Here is a 24,411-nt window from a genome sequence, read left to right as displayed (position 1 = left end):
CCAACTCCCCCCACACCGTACGGAGGTGGAGAGTGCTCGCCAGCCTCACACACCGGCTCCTCACGGCGGCCGCGGCGGCCACCCTGCTCGGCGCCCTGCTCACGTTCGGCTCCTCACCGCCCGCGGACGCCGCGGTGCCCGCCACCATCCCCCTGAAGATCACCAACAACTCCGGCCGCGGCGAACCGGTGTACCTCTACACACTGGGAACCTCGCTGACCACGGGTCAGCAGGGCTGGGCCGACGCGAGCGGCACCTTCCACGCCTGGCCGCCCGGAGGCACCCCACCGACCCCGGCGCCGGACGCGTCGATCCCCGGCCCGGCCGCCGGGCAGTCCAAGACGATCCGGATCCCCAAGCTCTCCGGCCGGATCTACTTCTCGTACGGCCAGAAGCTCGACTTCCGCCTCACCACGGGCGGTCTGGTGCAGCCGGCCGTGCAGAACCCGAGCGACCCGAACCGCGACATCCTCTTCAACTGGTCCGAGTACACCCTCAACGACTCCGGTCTGTGGCTCAACAGCACACAGGTCGACATGTTCTCGGCGCCGTACGCGGTCGGGGTGCAGCGCGCCGACGGCAGCGTGAGCAGCACCGGGCGGCTCACGTCGGGCGGCTACAACGGGGTGTTCAACGCGCTGCGGGCCCAGCAGGGCGGCTGGGGCGGGCTGATCCAGACGCGGCCGGACGGCACCGTGCTGCGGGCGTTGTCACCGCTGTACGGGCTGGAGACCGGGGCCCTTCCGGCGTCGGTCATGAACGGCTACATCGACCGGGTCTGGCAGAAGTACGCCACGACGACGCTCACCGTCACGCCGTTCGCCGACCAGCCCGACACGAAGTACTACGGGCGGGTCTTGGGCGGTGTCATGAACTTCACCAACAGCTCCGGCGCGGTCGTCACCAGCTTCCGGAAGCCCGACGCGAGCAGTGTCCTCGGTTGCCACCGGCTGCTCGACGCCCCCAACGACCAGGTGCGCGGCCCGATCTCCCGCACGCTGTGCGCGGGTTTCAACCGCTCGACGCTGCTCACCAACCCGAACCAGCCGGACACCTCGTCGGCGGACTTCTACCAGGACGCGGTGACCAACCACTACGCCCGGATCATCCATGACCGGATGGCCGACGGGAAGGCGTACGCGTTCGCCTTCGACGACGTCGGCCACCACGAGTCCCTCGTCCACGACGGCGGTCCGCGGCAGGCGTATCTGACACTGGATCCGTTCGACTGACGTGCGCCAGGGGTGTCACCAGCGTCCCGGCTCGGTGCCGACGACCGGCTCCGACGGCTTGCCGTCCACGCCGACCGGGACGTCCCCGGCGAGCATCACCCGGCCAGCTGGATGGTGGCGCGGCTGTCCCAGGCTCCCGGGGCGGGAGACGTCGGTGATCTCTCGCCGGTGCGGGGCTGGTAGCCGACGCCGAGCCGGGCTCGGCCCGCAGCCCGTCCACGAACTCCCGTACCGACGCGGACAGTGCGGCGTACGCCGCCGCCGGATTCGACCAGGTGGTGTCACCGCCGTACGGGGGGACGGTCTCCGCGCGCAGGACGGTCGCGGCCTACGGGTCGACGCGGGCGCCGTGGTCGCAGCGCCGGCCACGCAGCAACGTGTGCCGACGGCGCCGCAGCCACTCCTCGTGCTCCATGCCGAAACCGCCCGCCCAGCTCCAGCCGGTCGGCGGTCGTCTCGACCTCCGGGAAGTCGGCCGGGGAGGCGCCGCCCCGCCGCCCCGCCGCCCCAGCAGCACCGGCTCACCGAACCGCCGTGCGAACGCCACCTGCGCGGCGTGGTCCAGCCGCTGCCCGCGGAATGGCGTCGTCCGGCTCACCGGCCACGTCGACACCCGTGATCTCGGCTCCGATGTGTCCGGCGACGGGTTTCACCTCGACACCCGCGGCCCGCTCCCCCGCCATGGCCCTGTCCGTCGACATGCGCGCTCCGATGGCCGCCCTGGTCGCTTCCGCCGCCCGCTCCACGAACGTTCGTGACAGCGATCCGCCGCCGTGGCGACAGCGCCCCGCCCGCACGACGTGCTGTGGGCCGACGAGCACGGGCGGATCGGCCCCACCGGCACGGCTCCGGCCTGCCCGCCGCGGGCCGTGCGCGCGGTGAACGCGTCGCCCGCGTCCACCTCGCCCCGCTTCCCGGAACGCCGGTCTCAGAGCGTGAACTCCCTGATCACCGTGTTCCGGAACACCGCCCGCCCGCCGATCGTGAACAGCGCGAGCCGGTCGTCGATGAGATACGGGAACACCTCCGACGAGTGCACGTACCGGCCGTCGTCCACGAACATCTCCACCGAGGTCCGGTCGACCAGGATCCGCAGCCGCACACCCCGCGCGGACGGGTCGAACGGGCTCTTGCTCTCCTGCCATCGGCCCGAGGCGTCCGGATTCACGGTCGTCCGGCGGTTGAGGAACGCGTAGTCGCCGTAGACACCGGCGTCGATGTGACGGACCCCGTCGGGGGACCGGCGCAGCTGGAGGCCCGCGCCGGTGAGCATCTCCCAGGTGATCTCGCAGCTGACCTCGTAGGACAGGCCCCGGTAGTCGAGGAGGCGGGTGCCGTCGACTTCCAGGTCACCCAGGTTCACCGTCCGGGAGACGTACGAGTCCAGGGCGGCGACGGGCCGTGAGGCGAGGTGGTACGTGCCTGATGCGGCCCGCTGCAGCGTGACCTCGCGGACGATCGAGTCGGTGCCGTTGAAGCCGTCGCTGTCGATCGTGGGCGTGGTGTTGGGATAGTCCCAGTTGTTCAGCCAGCCGATCGCGTACCGCGTCCCCTCGTCGAGCCGTCCGCCTCTGTCCCGCTTCTCGAAGGTCACCGCCCCGTACCAGTCCCAGCCGTGGTCCAGCCACTGCGGCTCGGGCGCGTCCGGCGTGAAGGTGGTGCCGTCGAAGGCGCCGGTCCAGTACGCGTACGTGTGGGGCAGTCCGGAGCCCTTGCCGTTGGCGCTCACCCCGAGCACCCACTTCACGGTCCCGTCGTCGGCCCTGATGCGGAACAGGTCGGGGCACTCCAGCACGCCGATGCCGTCCTTGACGAAACCGCCCACGTACGTCCAGGACCTGAGGTCGGCGGAGTGGTAGAAGCCGACCTTGTTGTTCTCGGCGAGCGCCATCACCCATCGGCCGCGTTCCTCGTCGCGGATCACCTTGGGGTCGCGGAAGTCCCGCACGCCGGGGTTGGGCAGCACCGGGTCGGTGCCGTGGTGGGTGAAGGTGCGGCCGCCGTCGGTGGAGTAGTACAGGTACTGGGCCTGGGTGTGGGCGCCCTCCACCGGCTCCATGGTGGCCAGCACGACGACCGCGCCCCTGCCGAACCCGGCCGTGCCGTCCGTGTCGACGACAGCGCAGCCCGACCAGACGTCGCCGTTCGGCGTGGTGTCCTTCGGCACGGCGATGCCCCGGTCCCGGAAGCGAACCAGGTCGGTGCTGGTGGCCAGGCGCCAGGCGGTGCCCGCGGTGGTGCCGCCGGTGAAGTAGTCCGGGTTGTACAGGTAGTAGTAGTGGTACTCGCCGTCGATCCAGACCGGGCGCTGCGGGTCGTTCTTCCACTGGTCGGGGACCGTGAAGTGGTACGCCGCCCGGTAGCGGGCGCAGGCCGCGGCCCGCGCGGCGGCGGGCGGCGCGGGCAGCAGCGTGGCCGTCGCCCCCACGGCCGTACCGGCGAACAGCGCTCTCCTGGACATTCCAGGCATCAGACATCGTTCCTCTCGCGAGAACGGCAGCTCATGTGGACCAGGACTGTAGACCTAACTCGTTAAAGGTCAAGGCTTCGCGACCCTTGACAGGGAACAAACGCGGTTTCCATCATCTGGGTCATCAACCCTGATCTAACACGAGTTAGGCCCGTCGATGACCGACTCGCACCTCACCCGCCGCGCGCTGTTGCGGTACGGCGCCTACGGCGCGGGAGCCGCCGCGCTGGCCGGTACCGCCGCGAGCTGGGACCGGCTCACCGGAGCCGACATCCCCGGCCGTGACGACGGCTCCCTCGTCGTCGCCACCCTCGGCCCCGCCTACGGCCCCGCCGCCATACGCACCCTCACCGAGGGCTTTCAGCGGCTGCACCCCGACATCAAGGTCCGGATCAACGCGGTGCAGGCCGTCGACTGGTCGGACTTCTTCGCGAAGATCCTCACCCAGATCGCGGCGGGCACCGCCCCCGACCTCGTCTATGTGGCCACGGAGGGCGTGCAGTTGTTCGCACGGCGGCTCGGCGTGCCGCTGGACCGGTGGGTGAAGCGGGACGCGGCCGAGCTGCGCGAGTACTTCGCCGACGTCCATCCGGCGCTGGTGGAGTCGATGATGTACGAGGGCAGCCTGTACCAGCTTCCGGTCGAGTTCAACGCCGCCGACATCTACCTCAACAACCAGGTGCTCGATCGGGCGGGCGCGGGCTTCCCCGCGGCCGACTGGACCCGTGACGACTTCACGGCGCTGCTGCGGGACATGAAGACATCGAGCGGGTCCCGGTTCACGCCGTACTTCTGGACCAACCGGCTGTGGGGCGGTGTGGTGCCGTGGCTGTTCGCCAACGACACCAATCTCCTCGCCGAGTCCAAGGCGCCCGGCGGCTCCTGGTTGTGGGACACCTTCTACCCGGCCGCCCAGCGGGCCGGACGCGGTGGCGGCTTCCGGTGGACCACCCCGCAGGCGAGCGAGCCCCGCGTGGAGGAGGCGTACGACTATCTCGCCTCCCTCATCCAGGAGGGCCTGTGCACCCGACCCGAGGGCGGCAACGGGCAGAACCTCATCGGCGTGTTCTCCACCGGCCGGGTCGGCGTCACCCCCGCGGGCGGCTTCTGGGCGGGCGGTCTGCATCTGGCGGGCATGCGGCCCGGCTCGTTCGACGTGCAGTTCTTCCCGCGCTGGCGCACCCAGCGCATGCAGTTCGGCGCGGCGGGCTACGCGCTGCTGCGCACGTCCAGGAGACAGGACGAGGCCTGGGAGTTCATCAAGTACGCCGCCCGCCGGGACACCCTGACCCGGTTGTTCGAGACCAACCAGACGACCCCGGCCCGCCGCTCGATGCTCACCCCCGCCCGCTACGCCGAGACCGGTCCGGCGCACTGGCGGGTCTTCTACGACACCCTCGACCGGTTCCCCGACACCGCGCCGATCCCGGCGCCGCCGCAGGTCGCCGAGGTGGAGCAGGTGCTGCTGAAGCACACCGGCACCGCACTGTCCTCGCCGCGCTCGGTGCGCCCCGCGCTGCGCCGGATGCAGGGCGACCTGGAGAAGGCCATGGAGCGTGACGTATGACGAACATCCAGATCCCCGCCGTACGACCGCGTCCCGCACCGCCGCCCATGCCCGCTCCCCGGCCCTCCGTGCGGGACCGCGGCACCCGGCTGCTGGCGGCCCTGTTCCTGGCGCCGACCGTTGTCGGCATCGTCGTGTTCACGGTCGTGCCGATCGTCGGGTCGGTGGTGCTGAGCCTGTTCCACTGGAACGTGATCGACTCCCCGCGCTTCGCCGGGGCCGCCAACTACCGTGAGCTGGCGGGGGATTCGACCGTCCTGGTGTCCTTCCGCAACACCCTGGTCTTCATGGTGGTGGCGGTCGCGCTGCAACTGCTCGTCGCCCTGGTGCTGGCGCTCGCGGTCAACGGGCGGATGCCGGTGTGGCTGCGGTCGGTGTTCCGCTCGGCGTTCTTCTTCCCGCTGGTGCTCTCCGCCGCGTCCATCTCGGTGGTGATGAAGTACCTGTTCAACCAGGACTTCGGGGTGGTGAACTGGCTGCTCGGCCTGGTCGGTGTCGCCCCGGTGCCGTGGCTGACCTCGGAGAACGGGGCGATGGCCACGGTGATCCTGGTCTATGTCTGGCAGCAGTTCGGCTTCTCGTTCCTGCTGTTCGTCGGCGGGCTGAACAACGTCCCCAAGGAGGTCCACGAGGCCGCCGCCCTCGACGGCGCCACCGGCCTGCGCAAGCACCTCCACATCACGCTGCCGCTGCTGTCGCCCACGCTGCTGGTCGCGTCGGTGGTCGGCATCATCAACGCGCTCCAGGTGTTCGAGCAGCCGTACGTCCTCACCGACGGCGGGCCCGGCGACTCCACCCGCACGGTCGTGATGGTCATCTACGAGACCGCGTTCGAACAGCTCCGTTTCGGCACGGCGTCCGCGGTGGGTGTGCTGCTGTTCGTGCTGATCATGGCGGTCACCGCCCTCCAGTTCCGGCTCAGCCGGCGTTTCGTCCACTACCAGTGAGCCGGGAAGTCCCATGAGCCAAGCGACCCTCTCCCCCAGCCGCCTGCGGTACTCCCTGGGACCGTGGGCGCGGATCACCGCCCTGGCCGTCTGTGCCCTGCTGACCCTCGGCCCGGTCATCTGGACGGTCTCCACCTCGCTGCGCACCCCCGCCGAGTCGTTCGAGCTGCCGCCGAGGATCATCCCGACGGACCCGACCGCCGAGGCGTACCGCGGGGTCTTCGACCAGATCGACGTATGGCTGCTCGCGCTGAACTCGACGCTGGTGACCGCGCTGATCGCGGTCGGCCAGATGATCACCGCGGGCCTGGCCGGGTACGCCTTCGCGCGCCTGGAGTTCCGGTTCAAGAAGCCGCTGTTCGCGCTGGTCCTGGCGACCATGATGGTGCCGTTGCAGGTCACCATCGTGCCGGTGTTCCTGGTGCTGAAGTCGATGGGCCTGACCGACACCCTGCTCGGGCTGATCATCCCGGCGTTCCCGACCGCGTTCGGCACCTTCCTGATGCGCCAGTACTTCCTGGGCATGCCCAAGGACCTGGGCGAGGCGGCGATGCTGGACGGGGCCGGGCCGTGGCGGATCTTCCGGTCCGTGTACGCCCCGCTGGCCGCGCCCGGGCTCGCGATCGTCGGCGTCCTGGCCTTCAACTACCACTGGAACGAGTTCTTCCGCCCGCTGATCCTCGAAACCTCCAGCCAGAACTACACGCTGCCGCTGGGCCTGGTCTCGCTCCAGGGCAACCTCGGCACCGGCTCCATCTCCGTGGTCCTCGCCGGTGTCGTGCTGTCCATGCTCCCCGCCGTCGCCGTGTTCGTCGTCGGCCAGCGTCCTCTCCGCGAGGGCATCACCTCCGCAGGAGTCAACCGTTGAGCCTCGCCGCTCCCGTCCAGGACCCCGACGCCCCCCGCTTCCGGGTCCGTCCGCCCGCCCACTGGATCAACGACCCCAACGGCCCGTTCCGTTGGCGGGGCCGCTACCACCTCTTCTACCAGCACAACCCCGACGCGCCCGTGCACACCAACATCCACTGGGGCCATGTCTCCAGCCCCGACCTCGTCCACTGGGAGCACCATCCGATCGCGCTCACGCCGACGCCGGGCGGCCCGGACGAGGCGGGGTGCTGGTCCGGCTGCGTGGTCGACGACGGCGGCGTGCCGACCGCCGTGTACACCGGCGTCGACCGCCACCACACCGGCCTCGGGAGCATCTGCCTGGCCAGGGCCACGGACCCCGACCTGATCGGGTGGCAACCGCTGCCCACGCCGGTGGTGCCCGGTCCGCCCGCCGGTGAGGACGTGACGATGTTCCGCGACCCGTTCGTCTTCCGGCACGTGGGCCGGCGCTGGGCGCTCGTGGGCGCGGGGCATGCGAACGGTACGCCGTCGGTGCTGCTGTACGACTGCCGGGACCTGGCCGACTGGCGGTTCGCCGGGGTCCTCGTGGACGGCGACGACCCGGTGGCGGCGGAGGCGTTCGGTGACAAGGCGGTGGGCTGGGAGTGCCCGCAGCTGTCTGTGACGCCGGGCGGGGAGTGGATGCTGGTGGTGTCGCTGTGGGACGGGGATCCCTGTTCCACGGGGTATCTGACGGGTCGCCTGCTGTCCGTCGACGACGGCCTGGCGTTCGAGGCCCGCGTCGGCGGTCGGCTGGACCACGGCCGCGACTTCTACGCTCCGGCCCTCCTCCAGGAGGCGGACCGCACGCTGATGTGGGGCTGGTCCTGGGAGGCACGCGACCCGCGTCCGGCAGGCTGGGCCGGTGTCCTCACCGCGCCGAGGGTCGTCGACGTCCGCCCCGACGGGGCCCTGCGCGTCGTACCCGCCCCCGAGCTCGAACTCCTGCGCGGGCCCGAGCCGTTCGTCACCGCACCCGGCCGGACGCCGCTGCCGCAGGCGTACGACCTGCTGGTCACGGCGGCACGGGGGCTGACGACCGTGCGGGTGTCGGGCGAGCGGCTGACGATCGGCCTGGACCCGGACGGCCGCGCGGTGACCGTGCGCTACGAGGATTCCGCGCCGGTCGTGGTGCCCCTGCAGGACAGCGAGGAGCCGACCGTCCGGGTTCTCGTCGACGGCTCGCTGTACGAGGTGTTCGTCGGCGACCGGGCCACGGTGACCCAGCGCGTGTACCGGCGTTCCGGGGACGCTCCGGAGCTGGTCGTGACGGGCGCCGGGGCGGTCGTCACCGGGTGGGAGCTGGTCCCACCGACGCGCGGCTGACGACCGGGCAGGCCAGGCGCCTGGTGGTCGCCGCCGGGGTGCGGCCGGTGCCGATGGCGTCCAGGAGCAGCCGGGCGGCGGCCTCACCCATCGCGCGGTGCGGCAGGGCGACCGAGGTGAGCGGCGGGGCGAGGAAGGCCGCCATGTGCTCCTGGTCGTCGTAGCCGACCACCGACAGGTCGCCGGGTACGGCGATGCCGAGCCGGGTCGCGGCGTGCAGGACGCCCGCCGCGACCCGGTCGTTGAAGCAGAAGATGCCGGTGGGGCGGCGGTCCGGGGCGACGCCGTCCAGCAGCCGCAGCGCACCCTGGTAACCGCCGGAGATCTCGCCCCCTACGCGTACCACCCACTCTTTGGGCACGGTGATCCCCTCGGCGCGCAGCGCGTCGCGGAAGCCGCGCAGCCGTTCGACCGACGCGATGTCGTCCATCCCGCCGATGTGCGCGACCCGGCGGTGCCCCTGGTCGAGGAGCAACCGGGCCGCCGTACGGCCGCCGGCGCGTTCGGCGGGGATGACGGCGGGCAGGGAGTCGTCCTCGGGCAGGCAGTTGGCGAGGACGGAGTGGGTGCGGTGCAGGCCTTCGGGGACGCGGACCCGGCGCAGGGACATGGCGGCGTAGATGATGCCGTCGACACGCCGGTCGAGGAGTTCGGCGACGGCGGCGTCCTCCTTGGCCGGGTCGCCGCCGGAGTCGACGGTGAGGACGAGGTGCTCGTGGTCCCAGGCGGTCTCCATGGCGCCGCGCAGCAGTCGGCCCGCGAACGGCGAGGAGGCGATCTCGTCCGTGACCAGGCCGATGACGGCGGTCCGGCGGCGGCGCAGGCCGCGGGCGACGGGGTCGGGCCGGTAGCCGAGCTGGGCGGCGGCCTGGCGGATGCGTTCCTGGGTGGCGGGCGAGAGGTTGCCCTCGGCGCGTCCGTTGAAGACGAAGGAGACGGCGGTGTGCGAGACACCGGCGAGCCGGGCGACGTCCCGTGACGTGGGACGTCCCGTCGTGTGCTGGTCCTCGGCCCTGGCCATGGCGTCCGCTGCCCTCTTCCCCCGCCGGTCCGGTTGATCACTCCTCAGCCTAGGGCCTGTCCGGCGGATCATGCCCCAGACGCGGGGTCTGGCACGCCCTCCCCCAGAGGGGGGACCCCAGCGGCGTTGTCGTCGGTTGCCGATGCTCCGCATCGGCGCCCTCCTCCGCCTTGCAGCTGGACGCCCACCGCGGCGGCGGGCATGACCGGGCCCGCCCATACTGTCGGTACGGCACAGTCGAGCGGAAGGGTGGACCGTGAGCGGCATTCCGGCGCACACGCTCAACGACGGCGCGACGCTCCCCGCCATCGGCCTGGGCACCTGGCCGATGGACGACGCACAGGCGGAGCGGGCGGTGCGCACCGCCCTGGACCTGGGCTATCGCCTGATCGACACGGCGGCGAACTACCGCAACGAGACGGGCGTGGGCCGGGCGATCGCCCGCAGCGGTGTCCCGCGCGAGGAGATCGTGGTGACGACGAAGCTCCCGGGCCGGCACCACGGCTACGAGGAGACCCTCGCCTCCTTCGAGGAGTCCCGGCGCCGGCTGGGGCTGGAGCAGGTCGACCTGTATCTGATCCACTGGCCGCTCCCCCGCGTCGGCAAGTACGTCGACTCCTGGCGGGCCATGATCAGACTTCGCGAGGAGGGCCTGGTCCGGTCGATCGGGGTCTCCAACTTCACCATCGAGCACATCGAGCGGCTGGGGAAGGAGACGGGCGCGCTGCCCGCCGTGAACCAGATCGAGCTGCACCCCTACCTCCCGCAGGAGGAGCTGCGGGCCTTCCACGCCGAGAGGAACATCGTCACCGAGAGCTGGACGCCGCTCGGCCGTGGCACCGGGCTGCTCCAGGACCCCGTCGTCGTCACCATCGCCGAGGCCCACGGGGTGACACCCGGTCAGGTCGTGCTGCGCTGGCACACCCAGCTGGGCGCGCTGCCCATCCCCAAGTCGGCCGACGCCGAGCGGCAGCGGCAGAACCTCGACCTCTTCGGGTTCACGCTGGCCCCCGCCCAGATGCTGGCCATCGCCGACCGCGTGCCCCGGCGCACCGGCGGTGACCCCGAGGTCCACGAGGAGTTCTGACCCCGGCGGCCCGGGGTACCCGGTGCGTCGGGCGCACGGAAGGAGTCGCGGGGTGGGTGACGACGACCGGCTGCGGACCTACCGCGGCAGACGCGATTTCGGGCGGACCGCCGAGCCCGAGGGGCGTGCGGGGACCTCGGGCGACGCACCCCGTTTCGTGGTGCAGATCCATGACGCGAGCACCCTGCACTTCGACTTCCGGCTGCAGGTCGGTGACGTCCTGAAGTCCTGGTCGGTCCCGAGGGGGCCGTCGGCCGACCCGAAGGACAAGCGGCTCGCCGTGCCGACGGAGGACCATCCGCTGGAGTACGAGGAGTTCGAGGGCGTGATCCCGGCGGGCGAGTACGGCGGCGGCACGGTGATCGTCTGGGATCGCGGCACGTACGAGCCGCTGAGCCATGACCGCAAGGGGCGGCCGGTCGACTTCGCGGAGTCGCTTCGGCGCGGGCACGCCACGTTCCGGCTCACCGGGGCGAAGCTGCGCGGCGAGTACGCGCTCACCCGGTTCCGTGGTGGTGAGGGCGAGGCCGAGGCGTGGCTGCTGGTGAAGGCCGGGCACCGGCGCGCGGGCCGCGGTACGCCGGATCCGCGGCGGGCCCGCTCGGTGCGCAGCGGCCGTACGCTCGCCCAGGTCGCGGCGGGCGGCCGACAGGACTGACCCCGGCCGGGTGTCAGCGCAGGCGGCGGTCGAAGAAGCCCATGGTGGTGTCCATGGAGGTCCGCCACCGGGCGTAGAACGTGTGCCCCTTCCCCGGCTGCTTCACCAGCCGGACATCTTTGCCCGCCGCCTCGAACGCGGCCGTGGTCCGCTCGGACCACTCCAGGGGGCAGGTCTCGTCGGCGGTGCCGTGCCGGATGAGGAGCGGCTCGGTCACCCGGTCGACGTAGGTGATCGGTGAGACCTCCCGCCAGAAGGCGGGGTTCTCCTCGGGGCTGCCGTGCTGGGCCTCGATCTCGGCGACGACCGGGTCGCCGTTGCGGCGCTGGAACTGGTCGATGTTCTCCTCGGGACGCGAGCTGACCGGGGCGTGGACCACGGCCGCGTCCACCAGGCCCGGCGCCACCACCAGCGTGTTGTACACGACGCCGCCGCCCATCGAGCGGCCCAGCAGGCCGATCCGGTCGCCGTCGACCTCCGGGCGGCCGGAGTCGCGCAGGGCCTTGACGGCGGCGATGACGTCCTCGGTGTAGCCGAGGCGGAGGTTCACGTCGTTGTCGGGGTCGTCGTCGGAACCGGCGTGGTCGCGGTAGTCGGTGTGCAGGACGACGTAGCCGCTCCGGGCGAGGAGGTCCTGTTCGCGGGCGAGTCCGCGGCCGGTGGTGCAGACGGCGGGGTCGATGTAGCCGTGCGCGAGGACCAGCGCCGGGAAGGGGCCCCTGCCCTCGGGCACGTTCATGAGGCCGGAGATGGTCAGGCCGTTGGCCTCGTAGGTGACCGCGTACTGGATGTAGGCGTCGGTTCGGGCGCGTACGGCGCCGAGGCGGAGGCCGGAGCCCCGGTGCTCGCGGGCGATGAGGCCAGGGAGGGACACGGGGTGGGGCGGTTTCGACGTCGGTGCGCCGGTGCTCGGGCGTTCGGTGCTGGTCGGGGCCGGGGTGGGCGGGTCGGTGCGGGCGGCGTCGCCGTCGCCGCTCGTGCAGCCGACCGCGGCCGCCAGCACCAGACAGACGGTGACGCAGGCCTTGCCTCGCAGCGGCATGGGGCCGGTATCGCGGACGCGGCTCCGTCAGTCAGTGGCTTCCGGGTCCCGGTGTGCGCGCAGCGCCGCCAGCGCCCGGTCGGCGTGAGCGCTCATGCGCAGTTCGCTGCGGACGACCTCCAGGACCGTGCGGTCCTGGGCGATGACGAAGGTGACCCGCTTGGTGGAGGCCAGCTGGAAGCCCCGCTTCACCCCGAAGCGTTCGCGGATCGCGCCGTCCACGTCGGACAGCAGCGGCATGCCGAGCGTGTGCCGTCCGACGAACTCCGCCTGCCGCTCGACCGGGTCGCCGCTGATGCCGACGGGCCGTGCGCCGACCGCGGCGAACTCGGCGGCCAGATCTCGGAAGTGGCAGGCCTCGGCGGTGCAGCCGGGGGTGAGGGCGGCGGGGTAGAAGAACAGCACGACCGGTCCGTCGGCGAGCAGTTCGGACAGGCGGCGGGGTGTTCCCGTCTCGTCCGGCAGCTCGAAGTCCTCGATCTTGTCGCCGACGATCGGCTGGGACGGGGGCACGGTTCCTCCTGGGGTCGCCTGCCGCGCGATCCTACTGGGCGGCACATCGCGGGCGGCACCCGGTGCTTCAGGAGGTGCCCGCCCGGGCGGTGGCCCGCCGGCCGGAGTCGTCGTCGACCGCCATCGCGAGGACGTCGTCGGCCATACGGTGGAACAGCGTCGCGAGCCGACCCAGCTCCTCGGGCGACCAGTCGGCCAGGGCCAGCTGCATGTCGCGGGCCCCGACGTACGTACCCGGCGCGCTGCAGATGCTGCACCGTACGCGTGACGTGGGAGGCCTCCACGCCGAGGCGGTGGGCGAGCTACCCCGGGCGCAGCGGCTCGGAGTCCGCGACCTGCCGCAGCAGCGCCACGGCGGCGCGGTCCAGCGGCACCTGACTCAAGTAGTTGCTGCGCCCGATCGACGGCAGCTTCGGCGAGCAGGGTGCGGTCGCCGTCCCGTGACACGGGCCGCCACCGCCGGTCTCTCCCGGTGCAGATCGCCCACCATGGGACCAGGCCCCCGACCGGGGATCCCGACCACCCGACGATCACCGTGAGAGGTCACCACCCGACTGCCGCCGTACACCACCTGCCAGGCAAGGGAAGAACGCACATCATGACCATCCGTGTGCTGCTCGCCGACGACCAGGCCCTGCTGCGGGCCGCCTTCCGGATCATGATCGACTCCTGTGACGACATGGAGGTGGTGGGCGAGGCCACCGACGGTGCCCGGGCGATCGAGCTCGCCCGCGCCCACCGGCCCGACCTCGTCCTGATGGACATCCGCCTGCCCGGCGGCGACGGACTGGCCGCCACGACCGCCATCTGCGCGGACCCGGAGCTGTCCGCGACCCGCGTGCTGGTCCTCGCCGCCTCCGAGATCGACGAGGACGTCGCCGAGGCGCTGCGGGCCGGGGCGAGCGGGCTCCTCGGCAAGGAGGTCACCGCCGATGTGCTGCTCGACGGCATCCGGACCGTGGCGGCCGGCGAGGCCCTGCTCTCCCCGCTCGCCACCCGCGCCCTGATCACACGGTTCCTGGTCACTCCCGCCGAGGGCTCCCGGCTCGCGGCTCCCGAGGACCTCGCCGCGCTGACCGCGCAGGAGCGCGAGGTGCTGGGCCGGGTGGCCGAGGGTCACTCCAACGAGGAGATCGCGGAGAAACTCTCCGTCGGCACGTCGGCCGTCCGCACGCACGTGTGCGAGGCGATGACGAAGCTGGGCGCCCGGGACCGGGCCCAACTGGTCGTCATCGCCTACCAGTCCGGGCTGGTGCGAGCCGCGCCGCCACCGTCCGGGGCGCTCTGACCTCACCCGCCGTTCAGGGGAAACCTGCGGGCGGGGAGCGTGGCGCCGCCCCGCCCCGTCGACACCTCAAGCCGTGACCCTGCCGCTGATCGCCCCCATGCTCGCCACGCCCGGCACCCTGCCGCCCGCCGCCCAGGACGCGCGGTGGGCGTACGAGACCAAGCAGGACGGCCAGCGTGCGGTGGTGTATCTCCCCGGCGACGGCGGCCTGGTGCTGCGCGCCAGGTCCGGTGAGGAGATCACCGCCGCCTACCCCGAACTGCGGCCCCTCGGCGGCGCCCTCGGCGGCACGCCCGCGGTGCTGGACGGGGAGGTGCTGGCCCTGGACGAACAGGGACGCGCCCACTTCCAGTTGCTCCAGTCGCGGATGGGCCTCGCCCACGCGCCGGTGCGGGCGGCGCGGCGGGCGGCCCGGGTGCCGGTGCACCTGGTGCTGTTCGACGTGATGCACCTGGCGGGGCGCTCCCTGATCGGGCAGTCCTACGCCCGTCGGCGCGCCCAGTTGGAGGAGCTGGGCCTCGCCGGGCCGTTCTGGTCCACGCCGGGCGCGCTGGTGGGCCACGGCGCCCAGGCCCTGCAGGCCACCCTCGACCACGGTCTGGAGGGCCTGGTCTGCAAGCGGCTGGACTCGGTGTACGAGCCGGGTGTGCGCTCCCGCGCCTGGATCAAGATCCGCAACATGCGCGGCGAGGACGTCGTCGTGGGCGGCTGGCAGCCCGGCAAGGGCCGGCTGACCGGCCTGCCCGGCGCGGTGCTGGTCGGCCAGCGCGACGCGGCCGGGCGGCTGCGGTACGTCGGTAGCGTCGGCACCGGCTGGAGCGAGACGGAGCGCACGGAACTCGCGGCGCTGCTGCGGGAGCACGCGAGTGACGTCTGCCCCTTCGATCCGGTGCCGTCGGCGCCGGGCGCGCGCTGGGTGCTGCCCCGGCTGGTCGGCGAGGTCCGCTACAGCACCCGCACCAGGGCGGGGCTGCTGCGTCAGCCGTCCTGGCTGCGGCTGCGGCCCGACCTCCCGCCCGAGGAGTCCACGGCCGACCTGCCGGACCACCTCGCCTGACGGCGTATCAGCGGACAAGTATTGGGCTGTCCTTCACCAACGGGACGCCTGTGACCTCTTGGCCCGGACGGGAATCCCGGGGAAGCTGAACTTCCCTTTCCCCCACGGCCGTTGGGCTGTGTCCCGGAACCATGAGGAGGACGCAGTGTCGTCGCAGAAGTCCGCCCTGCACCGCAGGAGATCGCTCACCGTCCTCGGTGGAGCCGTCGCGCTCGTCGTCGCCTTCCCCGCCACCGCCTTCGCCGCCCCGCCGCCCGCACTGCCCGCCAACGCCGACAGCCTGGAGCGGACGTACCAGCCGGCCTTCGACTACGACACGGACGGCTGCTACTCGACGCCCGCCATCAGCGCCGACGGCACCGTCAACGGCGGCCTCAAGCCGACCGGGGCGCTCAACGGCAGCTGCCGGGACGCCTCGGACCTGGACAACACCAACAGCTACTCGCGCTACAAGTGCAACAACGGCTGGTGCGCCTTCATGTACGGCCTGTACTTCGAGAAGGACCAGGCCCTGCCGGGCAGCAGCATCGGCGGGCACCGCCACGACTGGGAGCACGTCGTGGTGTGGGTGCAGAGCAGCCAGGTCAAGTACGTCTCGACCTCGAACCACGGGTCGTTCACGGTGCACAACGCCTCGGCGATCCGCTTCGACGGCACCCACGCGAAGATCGTGTACCACAAGGACGGCATCAGCACGCACTGCTTCCGTGCGGCGAACGCCAACGACGAGCCGCCGGAGAACCACAGGGGAGCGTGGCAGTACCCGCCGCTGGTCGGCTGGAACGGCTATCCGGCGGGCGTGCGGGACAAGCTGACGTCGTACAACTTCGGCAGCGCCAACTTCGGTCTGAAGGACGGCAGCTTCACCTCCCACCTGGCCTCGGCCAAGCCGTCGGGCATCGCGTTCGACCCGAACGCCTGACCGCGCTTGAGCGGCGGGGGCCGGGGGCGGTCTATCGTGTCCGCATGCCGGTCCCCGAACTGATCCGCATCGTCTCCCGTGACTCCCCCATGGCGCTCGCCCAAGTGGCGCGGGTGCAGACAGAGTTGGACGCCCGCTTCCCCGGGGTGAGAACCGAGGTCGTGCCGGTGAAGACCACCGGTGACAAGTGGCTGGGCGATCTCGCCGAGGTCGAGGGCAAGGGCGCGTTCACCAAGGAGGTCGACGCGGCGCTGCTGGCCGGTGCGGCCGATCTCGCGGTGCACTGCGTCAAGGACGTGCCCGCCGACCGGCCGCTTCCGGCGGGCACGGTGTTCGCCGCGTTCCTGAAGCGGGACGACATCCGCGACGCCCTGGTGCATCCGGGCGGGCTCACCCTGGACGCCCTTCCGGCCGGTACCAGGATCGGCACCTCCTCGGTGCGCCGGGTCGCCCAGCTGGCCGCCACCCACCCGCATCTGGAGTGCGTGCCGTTCCGCGGGAACGCCAATCGCCGACTGGCGAAGCTCGCCGCCGGTGAGGCGGACGCGCTGCTGCTGGCCGTCTCCGGTCTGGAGCGCATCGGCCGCCGGGACGTGATCAGCGAGGTCCTCTCCCCCGAGGTGATGATGCCGCCCATCGGCGCGGGCATCCTCGCCCTGCAGTGCCGCGAGGGCGACACCGACCTCATCGACGCCGTCAGCGAGCTCGGCGATCCGGACACGCATCGGGAGGCGACGGCGGAGCGGATGTTCCTGCATGTGCTGCAGGGGCACTGCAACAGCCCGATCGCCGGGTTCGCGCGGGTGGACCACGGCGAACTGTCCCTGCGGGCCTGTGTGTTCACGCCGGACGGCAAGATCCGTCTCAACGCCCACGAGTGGGCGGGCCGCCTCGATCCGGCCACGCTGGGCACGTCGGTCGCCGTGGCGCTGCTGCGGCAGGGCGCCCGCGAGATCATCGACGGCATCCCGCACTGACCCTCCGGTCAGGCGGTGCCCTCCTCGGCCTGGTCCCGCAGGAAGTTGCTCACCTGGTGGGCCAGGCTCTCCCGGCCGGCTCCGGCGGGGGCGCAGGCGGTGGCCTCGTGCAGTCCGATGCCGCCCGCCCACAGTCGGCGGTCGGTCCAGTCGTCGTCCACCCGCAGCTGGATCTGGACGTCCACCTGTCCCAGGGCGGCCTCCGGTCCGGCCGCGTACAGCACGGCGGTGGCCCGGCGCAGCGGGTAGACGTCGTAGCCCTCGATGAACTGCGAGTTGCGCCAGTCCAGGAACGCGCTCTCCCCGTCGGGGCCGATCCGTACGTCGATCTGGCCGTCCTCCAGGTGGACGCCGAAGCAGCGGTCACCGCGGTTCTCGACGGTCACCCGCAGCCGGAAGTACGTCAGCCCCTCGGCGGCGTCGTCGCGTCCGCGCGGGGGGTCGGCCCGTTCGAGACGGTGGACGCGAACGCGCAGACCGGCATGCTCCTCGTACTCCTGCCAGTCCCCGACCACGTTCGGCTCGTACACGCTCCACCTCTCGACCTCTCGAAGGTGCTTCCTATCCGTGGGCCGAGCGCACTGTCAAATGAGCGGAATGGGCTGTGGCCAGGGATTTCCCTGACGTGATCGGTGATCAAGCCGTGCGCAGGGAGAATCCGCACCGGTCGGTTTCCGGGCGTGCCGCACATCACGTCCGGGCCCGTGATCAGCGGGCCAGTCGGCCCAGCAGTGAGGAAGCGGCCGCGATGCCCAGCGCGGCGGCCACGGCCGGCACCGCGAAGTCCGTCGCGAGATGGGCGGGCGTGCCGAGCAGCAGCCCCCGCAGCGCGTCGACCGGGTAGCTGAGCGGGTTCACCTTGCTGACCGCCTGGAGCCGGCCCGGCATGACCGACAGCGGGTAGAGGGCGGTGGAGCCGAGGAACAGCGGCATGGTGATCGCCTGACCGAAGCCCATCAGCCGGTCCCGGCTGAGCACGATGCCCGCGACGAGCCGAGGACGACGGCGGCCGCGATGACGATCACGACCACGGCCTGGATCAGTGCCTTCACCCCGGACGCGAACGCCTTGCCCGTGATCAGGGCGGAGCGTGGCGTGGGGGTGACGAGCAGCTTGTTGAGGACATCGGCGTCACACTCCCAGATGATCTGGATGCCGTAGAAGATCGCAATGCCACAGTGGAACTGCTGCGCCTGGTCACCGACCGCCCCGGCATCGGCATCTCGGACGCCGCCAGAGAGCTGTACCCGGCGAGGAATCTCCGCCGTTGACCTGAAGTGTGTTTCGTACGTGTTTGTCCAGGGAATCCACATTCAAGTGCTTCGGACAGGAGGCACGCCCGTGGGTCCCGGCACGCCGACCCGCCTGGCTCCTGCGTGCGGTCCGGGCGCGCCACCCACGGTGTCTGTCCACCCGGCACCTGCTGAGGGAGGCGCGCATCATGCGTACCGCCAGCAGAGCGAAGCAACACCCCCACGACGACGCCCCCGACACGGCCGCGGACTTCGAACGTCTCCGGCAGCTCCCCGACGGCCCGCAACGCAAGGCCCTGCGTGACGAGCTGGTGCGGGCCTGGCTGCCCATGGCGGAGCGGATCGCCGTGCGCTTCCGGGGCCGCGGGGAGGCCCTGGAGGACCTCTACCAGGTGGCCGCCCTCGGCCTGGTCAAGGCCGTCGACCACTACGACCCGTCACGCGGCCGCGCCTTCGAGGCGTACGCCGTACCGACGGTCACCGGCGAGATCAAGCGCCACTTCCGTGACCACATGTGGACGCTGCACGTCCCGCGCCGCGTCCAGGACCTGCGCAACCGGGTGCGGCGCGCCGCGAAGGAACTCGCGCAGACGACACCCGGCCGGCCCCCCACCGTCGCCGAGATCGCCGAGTACGCGGAGCTCAGCGAGAGCGAGGTGCGCACCGGGATGGAGGCCCTGGAGTGCTTCACCGCGCTGTCCCTGGAGGCGGAGATGCCGGGGACCGACGGCTACGCCCTCGCGGACGCGATCGGCGGGCTCGACCCGCGCTACGACGTGGTCGTCGACCGGGTCGCCGTGGCCCCCTGCCTGCAGGCCCTGCCGGAGCGCGAGCGGACCATCCTCTACCTGCGCTTCTTCCGGGGCATGACCCAGAGCTGCATCGCGGAGCAGCTGGGCATCTCGCAGATGCACGTCTCCCGGCTCCTCAGCGCCTGCTTCGCCCGGCTGCGCGAGGAACTGCTCTCCGGGGCGGCCCGCTGAGGCCCGCCCGCATCCGGCCACGAGGAGGAGTCACTCCACAGGTGCACCGGGGATCTGCGTCGGACCGTACCGGTCGAGGGCGTCCTCCAGCTCGGCGCGGATCTCCGGGGGCATCTCCCCGTCGCGGCCCCAGATCAGAATCAGCTCCGCGATCGTGCGGAGCTTGATGTTCGTGTGCTGGGAGACCTCCTTCAGCACCGCCCACCCCTGGTCCGGCGTCACCCTGCCGAGCGCCACGATCATGCCGATGGCCTGGTCGACCACGGCATGGGAACTGATGGCCTCCTTGAGCTGGGCGACCTCGTCCTCCAGCGCGCGCAGGCGGTCCGTGTCGCCGGCGTGCTCCTGCGGTCCTCGTGCCACCCTTACATCCTCCCACCGCGACTGACGCGTGCCACCGGGGTACTCGGCAGGCGCCATGACCGGTTCCGGTTGGACACTGGTGTCGAACCGGTGGCTGCCGGTCGACGAGACCAGGACGACTGCCATGCAACGTGACACGACACCCACGACCCGTACGACGGACGTCGTCTCCACACACACCGTCTTCGGTGCGCCCTGCTGGGTGAGCCTCACCAGCCGCGATCTGCGGGCCACCGAGGAGTTCTACACGGCCGTACTGGGCTGGGAGTGGCGGAAGGCCAAGCTCGGCGACCACTTCCGGATCGCCCTGGCGAACGGCGCGCCGGTCGCCGGGATCGCCGCGGTCGCCGCCATGTGGCACATGGCCGTCGCCTGGACGCCGTACTTCGCCGTGCGCAGCGCGGACGAGGCGGTGGGCCGGGCGCAGGAGCGCGGCGGCACGGCGGCGGTCGGGCCGATCGCCCTGCCGCCCGGCCGGGCGGCACTGCTCGCCGACCGGGACGGAGCCACCTTCGGCATCTGGGAGGGCGAGCTGGTCACCGACTGGGAGACCTGGCGCCGCGCCTCGCCGGCCTTCATCCGGCTGCACACCCGGGACGCGTTCGACGCCGCGATCTTCTACGGCGAGGTCCTGGAGTGGGCGTCGGCGAGCCCCGGCTGCTGCGAGGTCACCTACGAGGGCGAGGAGGTCGTCCTGCGCAGCGGTGGCGAGGTGGTGGCCCGCATCGAGTCCGGCGCCCTGGGGGCTGCGCCCGACCCGACCATCCGGCCGCACTGGCAGATCCACTTCGCCGTCGCCGATGTGGCGGCCTGCGCCCGGGCGGCGGAGCAGCACGGCGGCAGCGTGCTGCGGCTGGACGCCGACGAGGCGGTGCTGCGGGATCCCGACGGCGCGCAGTTCACGGTGACGGCGCGCCGGAAGCGGTGAGGACACGCCTCCCCCATTCCACCGTTCGGGCTACCTGGGCGGGACGTTCCGCGACGGCCGCGACAGCACGACGAGGCTGCGTGCCTGAACCGTGAGCCCGGTCCCCGCCTTGTGCTCGGTCTCGTCCGGCGGGCCCTGCGGGTCGGCGGTGTCGATGAGGGTGGTCCAGCGCTCGCCGTACGTGCGGTCCGGCAGTCGGAAGTCCACCGGCCCCCAGTAGCTGTTGAGGAGCAGCAGGAAGGAGTCGTCGACCACGCGGCGGCCGTAGGCGTCCGGTTCGGCGATGGCGTCGCCGTTGAGGAAGACGCCGACGGAGTGCGCGTCGGAGCGCTGCCAGTCCTCGTCCGACATCTCGGTGGCGTCCGGCTGCAGCCACACCAGGTCGGGCAGCGGCTGCCCGGCGTGCGTGACCGTCTCGCCCCGGAAGAACCGCCGGCGGCGCAGCACCGGGTGGGCGGCGCGCAGCGCGATGACGTACCGCGTGAAGTCCCGCAGGTCCCGCTGCTCCTCGGTCAGCCGCCAGTCGATCCAGGAGACCTCGTTGTCCTGGCAGTAGGCGTTGTTGTTGCCGCCCTGGGTGCGCCCGATCTCGTCGCCGTGGCAGAGCATCGGGATGCCCTGGGACAGCAGCAGGGTGGCGAGGAAGTTGCGCTGCTGGCGGGCGCGCAGCTCCAGTACCGCCGGGTCGTCCGTCTCGCCCTCGGCGCCGCAGTTCCAGGACCGGTTGTCGCTCTCGCCGTCCCGGTTGCCCTCGCCGTTGGCCTCGTTGTGCTTGTCGTTGTACGACACGAGGTCGCGCAGGGTGAATCCGTCGTGCGCGGTGACGAAGTTGACGCTGGCGCGCGGCCGGCGCCGGCTGTGCTGGTACAGGTCGGAGGAGCCGGTCAGCCGGGAGGCGAACTCGCCGAGCGTGTGTTCCTCGCCGCGCCAGAAGTCCCGTACGGCGTCGCGGTACTTGCCGTTCCACTCCGACCACAGCGGCGGGAAGTTGCCCACCTGGTAGCCGCCCTCGCCGACGTCCCAGGGCTCGGCGATCAGCTTGACCCTGCTGATGACGGGATCCTGCTGGATCAGGTCGAAGAACGCCGACAGCCGGTCCACCTCGTGGAACTGCCGGGCCAGCGTGGCCGCGAGGTCGAAGCGGAAGCCGTCGACGTGCATCTCGGTGACCCAGTACCGCAGCGAGTCCATGATCAGCTGCAGGACGTAGGGGTGCCGCATGAGCAGGCTGTTGCCGGTGCCGGTGGTGTCGTAGTAGTGCCTGAAGTCGCCGTCGACCAGACGGTAGTACGAGGAGTTGTCGATGCCCCGGAAGGAGAGCGTGGGGCCCTTCTCGTTGCCCTCGGCGGTGTGGTTGTAGACCACGTCGAGGATCACTTCGAGCCCGGCCGCGTGCAGGGCCTTGACCATCGACTTGAACTCGGCGACCTGCCCGCCGCGGGTGCCGTGCGCGGCGTAGGCGTTGTGCGGCGCGAAGAAGCCGATGGTGTTGTAGCCCCAGTAGTTGGACAGACCGCGGTCCTGGAGCACGCCGTCCTGCACGAACTGGTGCACCGGCATCAGCTCGACGGCGGTCACGCCGAGCGACGTGAGGTGGTCGACGATCGCGGGGTGGGCGAGTCCGGCGTAGGTGCCGCGCAGTTCGGGCGGCACGTCGGGGTGCGTTCGGCTGAGTCCGCGGACGTGCGCCTCGTAGATCGCGGTGTCGGCGTACGGCCGCCCGATCGGGCGGTCGTCGCCCCAGTCGAACGCCGGGTCGGTGACCACGCCCAGCATGGTGTGCCCGGCGCTGTCCGCCGGGTCGGGGCCGGACGCCGAGCGCTCGTACAGCGAGGGGTGGTTGTCGATCTGCCCGTCCACGGCGGTGGCGTACGGGTCGAGCAGCAGCTTCGCGGGGTTGCAGCGCTGGCCGGCGGCCGGGTGCCAGGGGCCGTGCACCCGGTACCCGTAGCGCTGGCCGGGCCCGACGCCGGGCAGATAGCCGTGCCAGACGAATCCGTCGACCTCGGTCAGGGGGACGTTACGGTGGCTGCCGTGGTCGTCGACCAGGACGAGTTCGACGCGTTCGGCGACCTCGCTGAACAGCGCGAAGTTCGTGCCCTTGCCGTCGTAGGCGGCGCCCAAGGGGTAGGGGTGCCCGCTCCAGGCGGGCACCCCGTCCTTCCGGTTCGGCTGCTTCGTCACCGCGCGTCCTCCAAGGCGCCGTCGGCCGGTTTCGCCGGGGTGGCCAGGGCCGCGACCGGGATCTCGCGGGGCACCTGCAGCCCCTCGCGCAGGCTGGGCGCGGGCGCCTTCGGCACCAGCGGGACGCGCTGGCCGGCGCGGGCCCGCTGCGAGAACCAGATGACCTTGCTGCCGGTGTCGGTGGCGCAGCAGCCCCAGCCGTCGCTCACCGCGGCGATGTGCTCCAGGCACGCCCGCAGGTCCTGGTCGGGGCGGAGTTCCCGGTCGTTGTCCCCGACGGCGGTGATCAGGTGCTGGCCGTTCCACCACATCTCGATCGACGTGTGCTTGTCCGTCGCGTGCTCGTCGATGGCCTTCAGCAGCAGCTCGGCGCTGCGGCAGACGGGCTTGACGAGCGGTTCGAGGTCCCAGTACTTCAGGTGGGCCGCGAGGATGCGGCTGACCTGTCCGACGCGTTCCGGGCTGACTTCCACATCGAGGTGGTAGTAGCAGGGCACTGCGGTCTTCATCGTCGTGGCTCCTCACCGGCGAGGCTCTCGCTCCCTCGCCCTAGCGGGCCGACCCCCCGAACACGAAGCGTGAATACCGATCGCTTCTGAGTCACATCAACAGTGCGGGCGCTAGCCCATTCGTGCAACACGAGGCAACCGCCCGAGATGGTTGAAGCTCTAACAAGACGCTGAGTCGCAGTACGTGCACCATGAGTGAAGGCCTCGATCGCCGTAACGGATCCGTGCCCCCTCGCGGCACGGCCACCGGCCCGACCGTCGGGAACGTGCCCATCGAGCGCCCGGAAGGTGAACGGCGCCATGCTGCTACCCGCCAGAGCCGAAGTCACCCGGCAGCTGCGGCGGTACCGGGCCTGGGAGCGCGCGATGCTCGCGGCCCCCGCCGACAGCGCGGTGCGGACCGGCTTCGAGGACTCGGGCTACACCCTCTGCGTGCTGATGGGGAAGCGCTGCGCGCGCGAGGCCGCCGAGGCGGCCGAGCGCTATCTGCGCACCACGCTGGCCACCTACCTGCGGGACGAGTCCTGCCGTCCACGTTCGGGCCGCGTCCCCCGGCGGGGACCCCCGTCGGGCCGGCGTTCCCGGGCGGGACGCTAGCCCCCTTCTGGTGCAGGATCCCGAGCCGGGCCGAGGGGCCCGGCTCTGAGTACGACGGAGGTGAGACCCATGAGTACGACTGAGGCCATCGGCCGCATTCCGGTCCGGGACGTCCATCCCGCGGTGGAGTGCGGCAGGCGTCCGGCGAAGGCCGTCCCTGGAGAGACGTTCCAGGTCACGGCCACCGTGTTCCGTGAGGGCCATGACGCGGTCGCCGCCAATGTCGTGCTGAGGGATCCTCAGGGCCGCCCCGGCCCCTGGACGCCGATGCGCGAACTCGCCCCCGGCACCGACCGCTGGGGCGCCGAGGTCACGCCGGACGCCGTGGGCCTGTGGACGTACTCCGTCGAGGCGTGGAGCGACCCGATCACCACCTGGCGGCACATCGCCACCATCAAGGTGCCCGCGGGCATCGACACCGGCCTGGTCCTCGAAGAGGGCGCCGGGCTGTACGAGCGGGCCGCCGCCGACGTGCCCGACCGGGCGGCCCGCACGGTGGTGCTGGCCGCCGCGCGGACCCTCCGGGACGACTCGCTGCCGGTCGCCACCCGCCTCGCGGCGGCGTTGACGCCGGAGGTGGACGCGGTGCTGTCCCG

The 24,411-nt window shown here is 71.8% G+C and carries 23 protein-coding genes and 3 pseudogenes; 15 read left to right on the top strand and 11 right to left on the bottom strand.

The window, feature by feature from the left end; genetic code table 11:
- The first annotated feature begins 32 nt into the window (after positions 1-32).
- Positions 33-1,232, top strand: a complete 1,200-nt coding sequence (locus KWI83_RS22495; protein ID WP_218516177.1) for a glycoside hydrolase family 64 protein — start codon at positions 33-35, stop codon at positions 1,230-1,232.
- A 15-nt stretch (positions 1,233-1,247) separates the two neighbouring features.
- Here KWI83_RS22495 and KWI83_RS22490 read toward each other — a convergent pair.
- Together KWI83_RS22490 and KWI83_RS22485 are read right to left on the bottom strand one after the other, a co-directional pair.
- Positions 1,248-1,933, bottom strand: a pseudogene (locus tag KWI83_RS22490) (TauD/TfdA dioxygenase family protein).
- A gap of 227 nt (positions 1,934-2,160) precedes the next feature.
- Positions 2,161-3,702 carry a glycoside hydrolase family 32 protein gene (locus KWI83_RS22485; protein ID WP_218516176.1) on the bottom strand — a complete coding sequence of 514 codons (1,542 nt, stop codon included), beginning with the start codon at positions 3,700-3,702 and terminating at the stop codon, positions 2,161-2,163.
- Between the two features lie 157 nt (positions 3,703-3,859).
- Between KWI83_RS22485 and KWI83_RS22480 the strand changes: the two genes are divergently transcribed.
- From KWI83_RS22480 to KWI83_RS22465, 4 genes are read left to right on the top strand one after another with little or no spacing between them, the layout of a single operon-like run.
- Positions 3,860-5,269, top strand: coding sequence for an extracellular solute-binding protein (locus KWI83_RS22480; RefSeq protein ID WP_218516175.1), 1,410 nt, complete (start codon positions 3,860-3,862; stop codon positions 5,267-5,269).
- A complete protein-coding gene (locus KWI83_RS22475; RefSeq protein WP_218516174.1) occupies positions 5,266-6,216 on the top strand; it encodes a carbohydrate ABC transporter permease in 951 nt (316 codons plus the stop codon). The genes KWI83_RS22480 and KWI83_RS22475 overlap by 4 nt, the downstream gene beginning before the upstream one ends.
- 13 nt (positions 6,217-6,229) lie before the next feature.
- On the top strand, positions 6,230-7,084 hold the full coding sequence (locus KWI83_RS22470) for a carbohydrate ABC transporter permease (RefSeq protein WP_218516173.1): 855 nt from the start codon (positions 6,230-6,232) through the stop codon (positions 7,082-7,084).
- Complete coding sequence (locus KWI83_RS22465; protein WP_218516172.1) at positions 7,081-8,433, top strand: glycoside hydrolase family 32 protein; 1,353 nt, start codon at positions 7,081-7,083, stop codon at positions 8,431-8,433. Before KWI83_RS22470 ends, KWI83_RS22465 begins: the two co-directional genes overlap by 4 nt.
- Here the strand turns inward: KWI83_RS22465 and KWI83_RS22460 are convergent.
- The gene (locus tag KWI83_RS22460) at positions 8,396-9,454 is read right to left on the bottom strand and encodes a LacI family DNA-binding transcriptional regulator (RefSeq protein ID WP_218516171.1); all 1,059 of its coding nucleotides are present in this window, start codon (positions 9,452-9,454) and stop codon (positions 8,396-8,398) included. The two genes, KWI83_RS22465 and KWI83_RS22460, sit on opposite strands and share 38 nt — an antisense overlap.
- A gap of 256 nt (positions 9,455-9,710) precedes the next feature.
- Between KWI83_RS22460 and KWI83_RS22455 the strand changes: the two genes are divergently transcribed.
- Positions 9,711-10,541 (top strand): aldo/keto reductase, encoded by an 831-nt coding sequence (locus tag KWI83_RS22455; protein ID WP_218516170.1) that lies wholly within the window; start codon positions 9,711-9,713, stop codon positions 10,539-10,541.
- 52 nt (positions 10,542-10,593) lie between these two features.
- Complete coding sequence (locus KWI83_RS22450; RefSeq protein ID WP_218516169.1) at positions 10,594-11,199, top strand: DNA polymerase ligase N-terminal domain-containing protein; 606 nt, start codon at positions 10,594-10,596, stop codon at positions 11,197-11,199.
- Positions 11,200-11,212: 13 nt separating this feature from the next.
- Here KWI83_RS22450 and KWI83_RS22445 read toward each other — a convergent pair whose 3' ends face one another.
- From KWI83_RS22445 to KWI83_RS22435, 3 genes and pseudogenes are all read right to left on the bottom strand, one after another.
- Positions 11,213-12,241 carry a S9 family peptidase gene (locus KWI83_RS22445; RefSeq protein ID WP_256362660.1) on the bottom strand — a complete coding sequence of 343 codons (1,029 nt, stop codon included), beginning with the start codon at positions 12,239-12,241 and terminating at the stop codon, positions 11,213-11,215.
- 27 nt (positions 12,242-12,268) lie between these two features.
- Entirely contained in the window at positions 12,269-12,754 is a 486-nt protein-coding gene (locus KWI83_RS22440) for a peroxiredoxin (RefSeq protein ID WP_308122136.1), read from the bottom strand.
- A gap of 67 nt (positions 12,755-12,821) precedes the next feature.
- A pseudogene (locus KWI83_RS22435) lies at positions 12,822-13,164 on the bottom strand (MarR family transcriptional regulator).
- Between the two features lie 188 nt (positions 13,165-13,352).
- On the opposite strand from KWI83_RS22435, the gene KWI83_RS22430 reads away from it, so the two are divergent.
- The 4 genes from KWI83_RS22430 to hemC all read left to right on the top strand — a co-directional run bounded on the left by KWI83_RS22430 (position 13,353) and on the right by hemC (position 16,998).
- On the top strand, positions 13,353-14,042 hold the full coding sequence (locus tag KWI83_RS22430; RefSeq protein WP_218516168.1) for a response regulator transcription factor: 690 nt from the start codon (positions 13,353-13,355) through the stop codon (positions 14,040-14,042).
- A gap of 73 nt (positions 14,043-14,115) precedes the next feature.
- On the top strand, positions 14,116-15,099 hold the full coding sequence (locus tag KWI83_RS22425; RefSeq protein WP_218516167.1) for an ATP-dependent DNA ligase: 984 nt from the start codon (positions 14,116-14,118) through the stop codon (positions 15,097-15,099).
- Between the two features lie 145 nt (positions 15,100-15,244).
- Complete coding sequence (locus KWI83_RS22420; protein WP_218516166.1) at positions 15,245-16,021, top strand: NPP1 family protein; 777 nt, start codon at positions 15,245-15,247, stop codon at positions 16,019-16,021.
- Positions 16,022-16,065: 44 nt separating this feature from the next.
- A complete protein-coding gene (gene hemC / locus KWI83_RS22415; RefSeq protein WP_218516165.1) occupies positions 16,066-16,998 on the top strand; it encodes a hydroxymethylbilane synthase in 933 nt (310 codons plus the stop codon).
- Positions 16,999-17,006: 8 nt separating this feature from the next.
- Here the strand turns inward: hemC and KWI83_RS22410 are convergent, their stop codons facing one another.
- The gene (locus KWI83_RS22410; protein ID WP_218516164.1) at positions 17,007-17,528 is read right to left on the bottom strand and encodes a hypothetical protein; all 522 of its coding nucleotides are present in this window, start codon (positions 17,526-17,528) and stop codon (positions 17,007-17,009) included.
- Positions 17,529-17,706: 178 nt separating this feature from the next.
- Positions 17,707-18,236 (bottom strand): annotated as a pseudogene (locus tag KWI83_RS22405) (ABC transporter permease); the annotation flags it as partial.
- A 203-nt stretch (positions 18,237-18,439) separates the two neighbouring features.
- Between KWI83_RS22405 and KWI83_RS22400 the strand changes: the two are divergent.
- Positions 18,440-19,234, top strand: coding sequence for a SigB/SigF/SigG family RNA polymerase sigma factor (locus KWI83_RS22400; RefSeq protein WP_218516163.1), 795 nt, complete (start codon positions 18,440-18,442; stop codon positions 19,232-19,234).
- A 30-nt stretch (positions 19,235-19,264) separates the two neighbouring features.
- Here KWI83_RS22400 and KWI83_RS22395 read toward each other — a convergent pair whose 3' ends face one another.
- Entirely contained in the window at positions 19,265-19,597 is a 333-nt protein-coding gene (locus KWI83_RS22395) for an ANTAR domain-containing protein (protein ID WP_308122135.1), read from the bottom strand.
- Positions 19,598-19,721: 124 nt separating this feature from the next.
- Here KWI83_RS22395 and KWI83_RS22390 point away from each other — a divergent pair, with 124 nt between their 5' ends.
- Positions 19,722-20,525, top strand: a complete 804-nt coding sequence (locus tag KWI83_RS22390) for a VOC family protein (RefSeq protein ID WP_218516162.1) — start codon at positions 19,722-19,724, stop codon at positions 20,523-20,525.
- A gap of 30 nt (positions 20,526-20,555) precedes the next feature.
- Here KWI83_RS22390 and glgX read toward each other — a convergent pair whose 3' ends face one another.
- Positions 20,556-22,679, bottom strand: coding sequence for a glycogen debranching protein GlgX (glgX, locus tag KWI83_RS22385; protein ID WP_374106351.1), 2,124 nt, complete (start codon positions 22,677-22,679; stop codon positions 20,556-20,558).
- A 26-nt stretch (positions 22,680-22,705) separates the two neighbouring features.
- Positions 22,706-23,218 (bottom strand): pep a2, encoded by a 513-nt coding sequence (locus tag KWI83_RS22380; RefSeq protein WP_218516160.1) that lies wholly within the window; start codon positions 23,216-23,218, stop codon positions 22,706-22,708.
- A gap of 300 nt (positions 23,219-23,518) precedes the next feature.
- Here KWI83_RS22380 and KWI83_RS22375 point away from each other — a divergent pair, with 300 nt between their 5' ends.
- Together KWI83_RS22375 and KWI83_RS22370 are read left to right on the top strand one after the other, a co-directional pair.
- Positions 23,519-23,815 carry a DUF5133 domain-containing protein gene (locus tag KWI83_RS22375; protein WP_218516159.1) on the top strand — a complete coding sequence of 99 codons (297 nt, stop codon included), beginning with the start codon at positions 23,519-23,521 and terminating at the stop codon, positions 23,813-23,815.
- A 69-nt stretch (positions 23,816-23,884) separates the two neighbouring features.
- Positions 23,885-24,411: maltotransferase domain-containing protein (locus KWI83_RS22370; protein ID WP_218516158.1), on the top strand; the 527-nt coding region annotated here is incomplete at its 3' end.

This window comes from Streptomyces sp. TRM70350 (assembly GCF_019219825.1).
Classification (GTDB): domain Bacteria; phylum Actinomycetota; class Actinomycetes; order Streptomycetales; family Streptomycetaceae; genus Streptomyces.
The sequence above is the reverse complement of the archived record's forward strand: the minus strand, read 5'-3'. Positions and strand labels throughout refer to the sequence as shown.

Excerpts from the sequence above, each read along its gene's own strand:
- KWI83_RS22485 (WP_218516176.1), bottom strand. The coding sequence starts at position 3,702 with ATGCCTGGAATGTCCAGGAGAGCGCTGTTCGCCGGTACGGCCGTGGGG.
- KWI83_RS22480 (WP_218516175.1), top strand. The coding sequence starts at position 3,860 with ATGACCGACTCGCACCTCACCCGCCGCGCGCTGTTGCGGTACGGCGCC.
- KWI83_RS22475 (WP_218516174.1), top strand. The coding sequence starts at position 5,266 with ATGACGAACATCCAGATCCCCGCCGTACGACCGCGTCCCGCACCGCCG.
- KWI83_RS22470 (WP_218516173.1), top strand. The coding sequence starts at position 6,230 with ATGAGCCAAGCGACCCTCTCCCCCAGCCGCCTGCGGTACTCCCTGGGA.
- KWI83_RS22460 (WP_218516171.1), bottom strand. The coding sequence starts at position 9,454 with ATGGCCAGGGCCGAGGACCAGCACACGACGGGACGTCCCACGTCACGG.
- KWI83_RS22445 (WP_256362660.1), bottom strand. The coding sequence starts at position 12,241 with ATGCCGCTGCGAGGCAAGGCCTGCGTCACCGTCTGTCTGGTGCTGGCG.
- KWI83_RS22430 (WP_218516168.1), top strand. The coding sequence starts at position 13,353 with ATGACCATCCGTGTGCTGCTCGCCGACGACCAGGCCCTGCTGCGGGCC.
- hemC (WP_218516165.1), top strand. The coding sequence starts at position 16,066 with ATGCCGGTCCCCGAACTGATCCGCATCGTCTCCCGTGACTCCCCCATG.
- KWI83_RS22400 (WP_218516163.1), top strand. The coding sequence starts at position 18,440 with ATGCGTACCGCCAGCAGAGCGAAGCAACACCCCCACGACGACGCCCCC.
- KWI83_RS22390 (WP_218516162.1), top strand. The coding sequence starts at position 19,722 with ATGCAACGTGACACGACACCCACGACCCGTACGACGGACGTCGTCTCC.
- KWI83_RS22380 (WP_218516160.1), bottom strand. The coding sequence starts at position 23,218 with ATGAAGACCGCAGTGCCCTGCTACTACCACCTCGATGTGGAAGTCAGC.
- KWI83_RS22375 (WP_218516159.1), top strand. The coding sequence starts at position 23,519 with ATGCTGCTACCCGCCAGAGCCGAAGTCACCCGGCAGCTGCGGCGGTAC.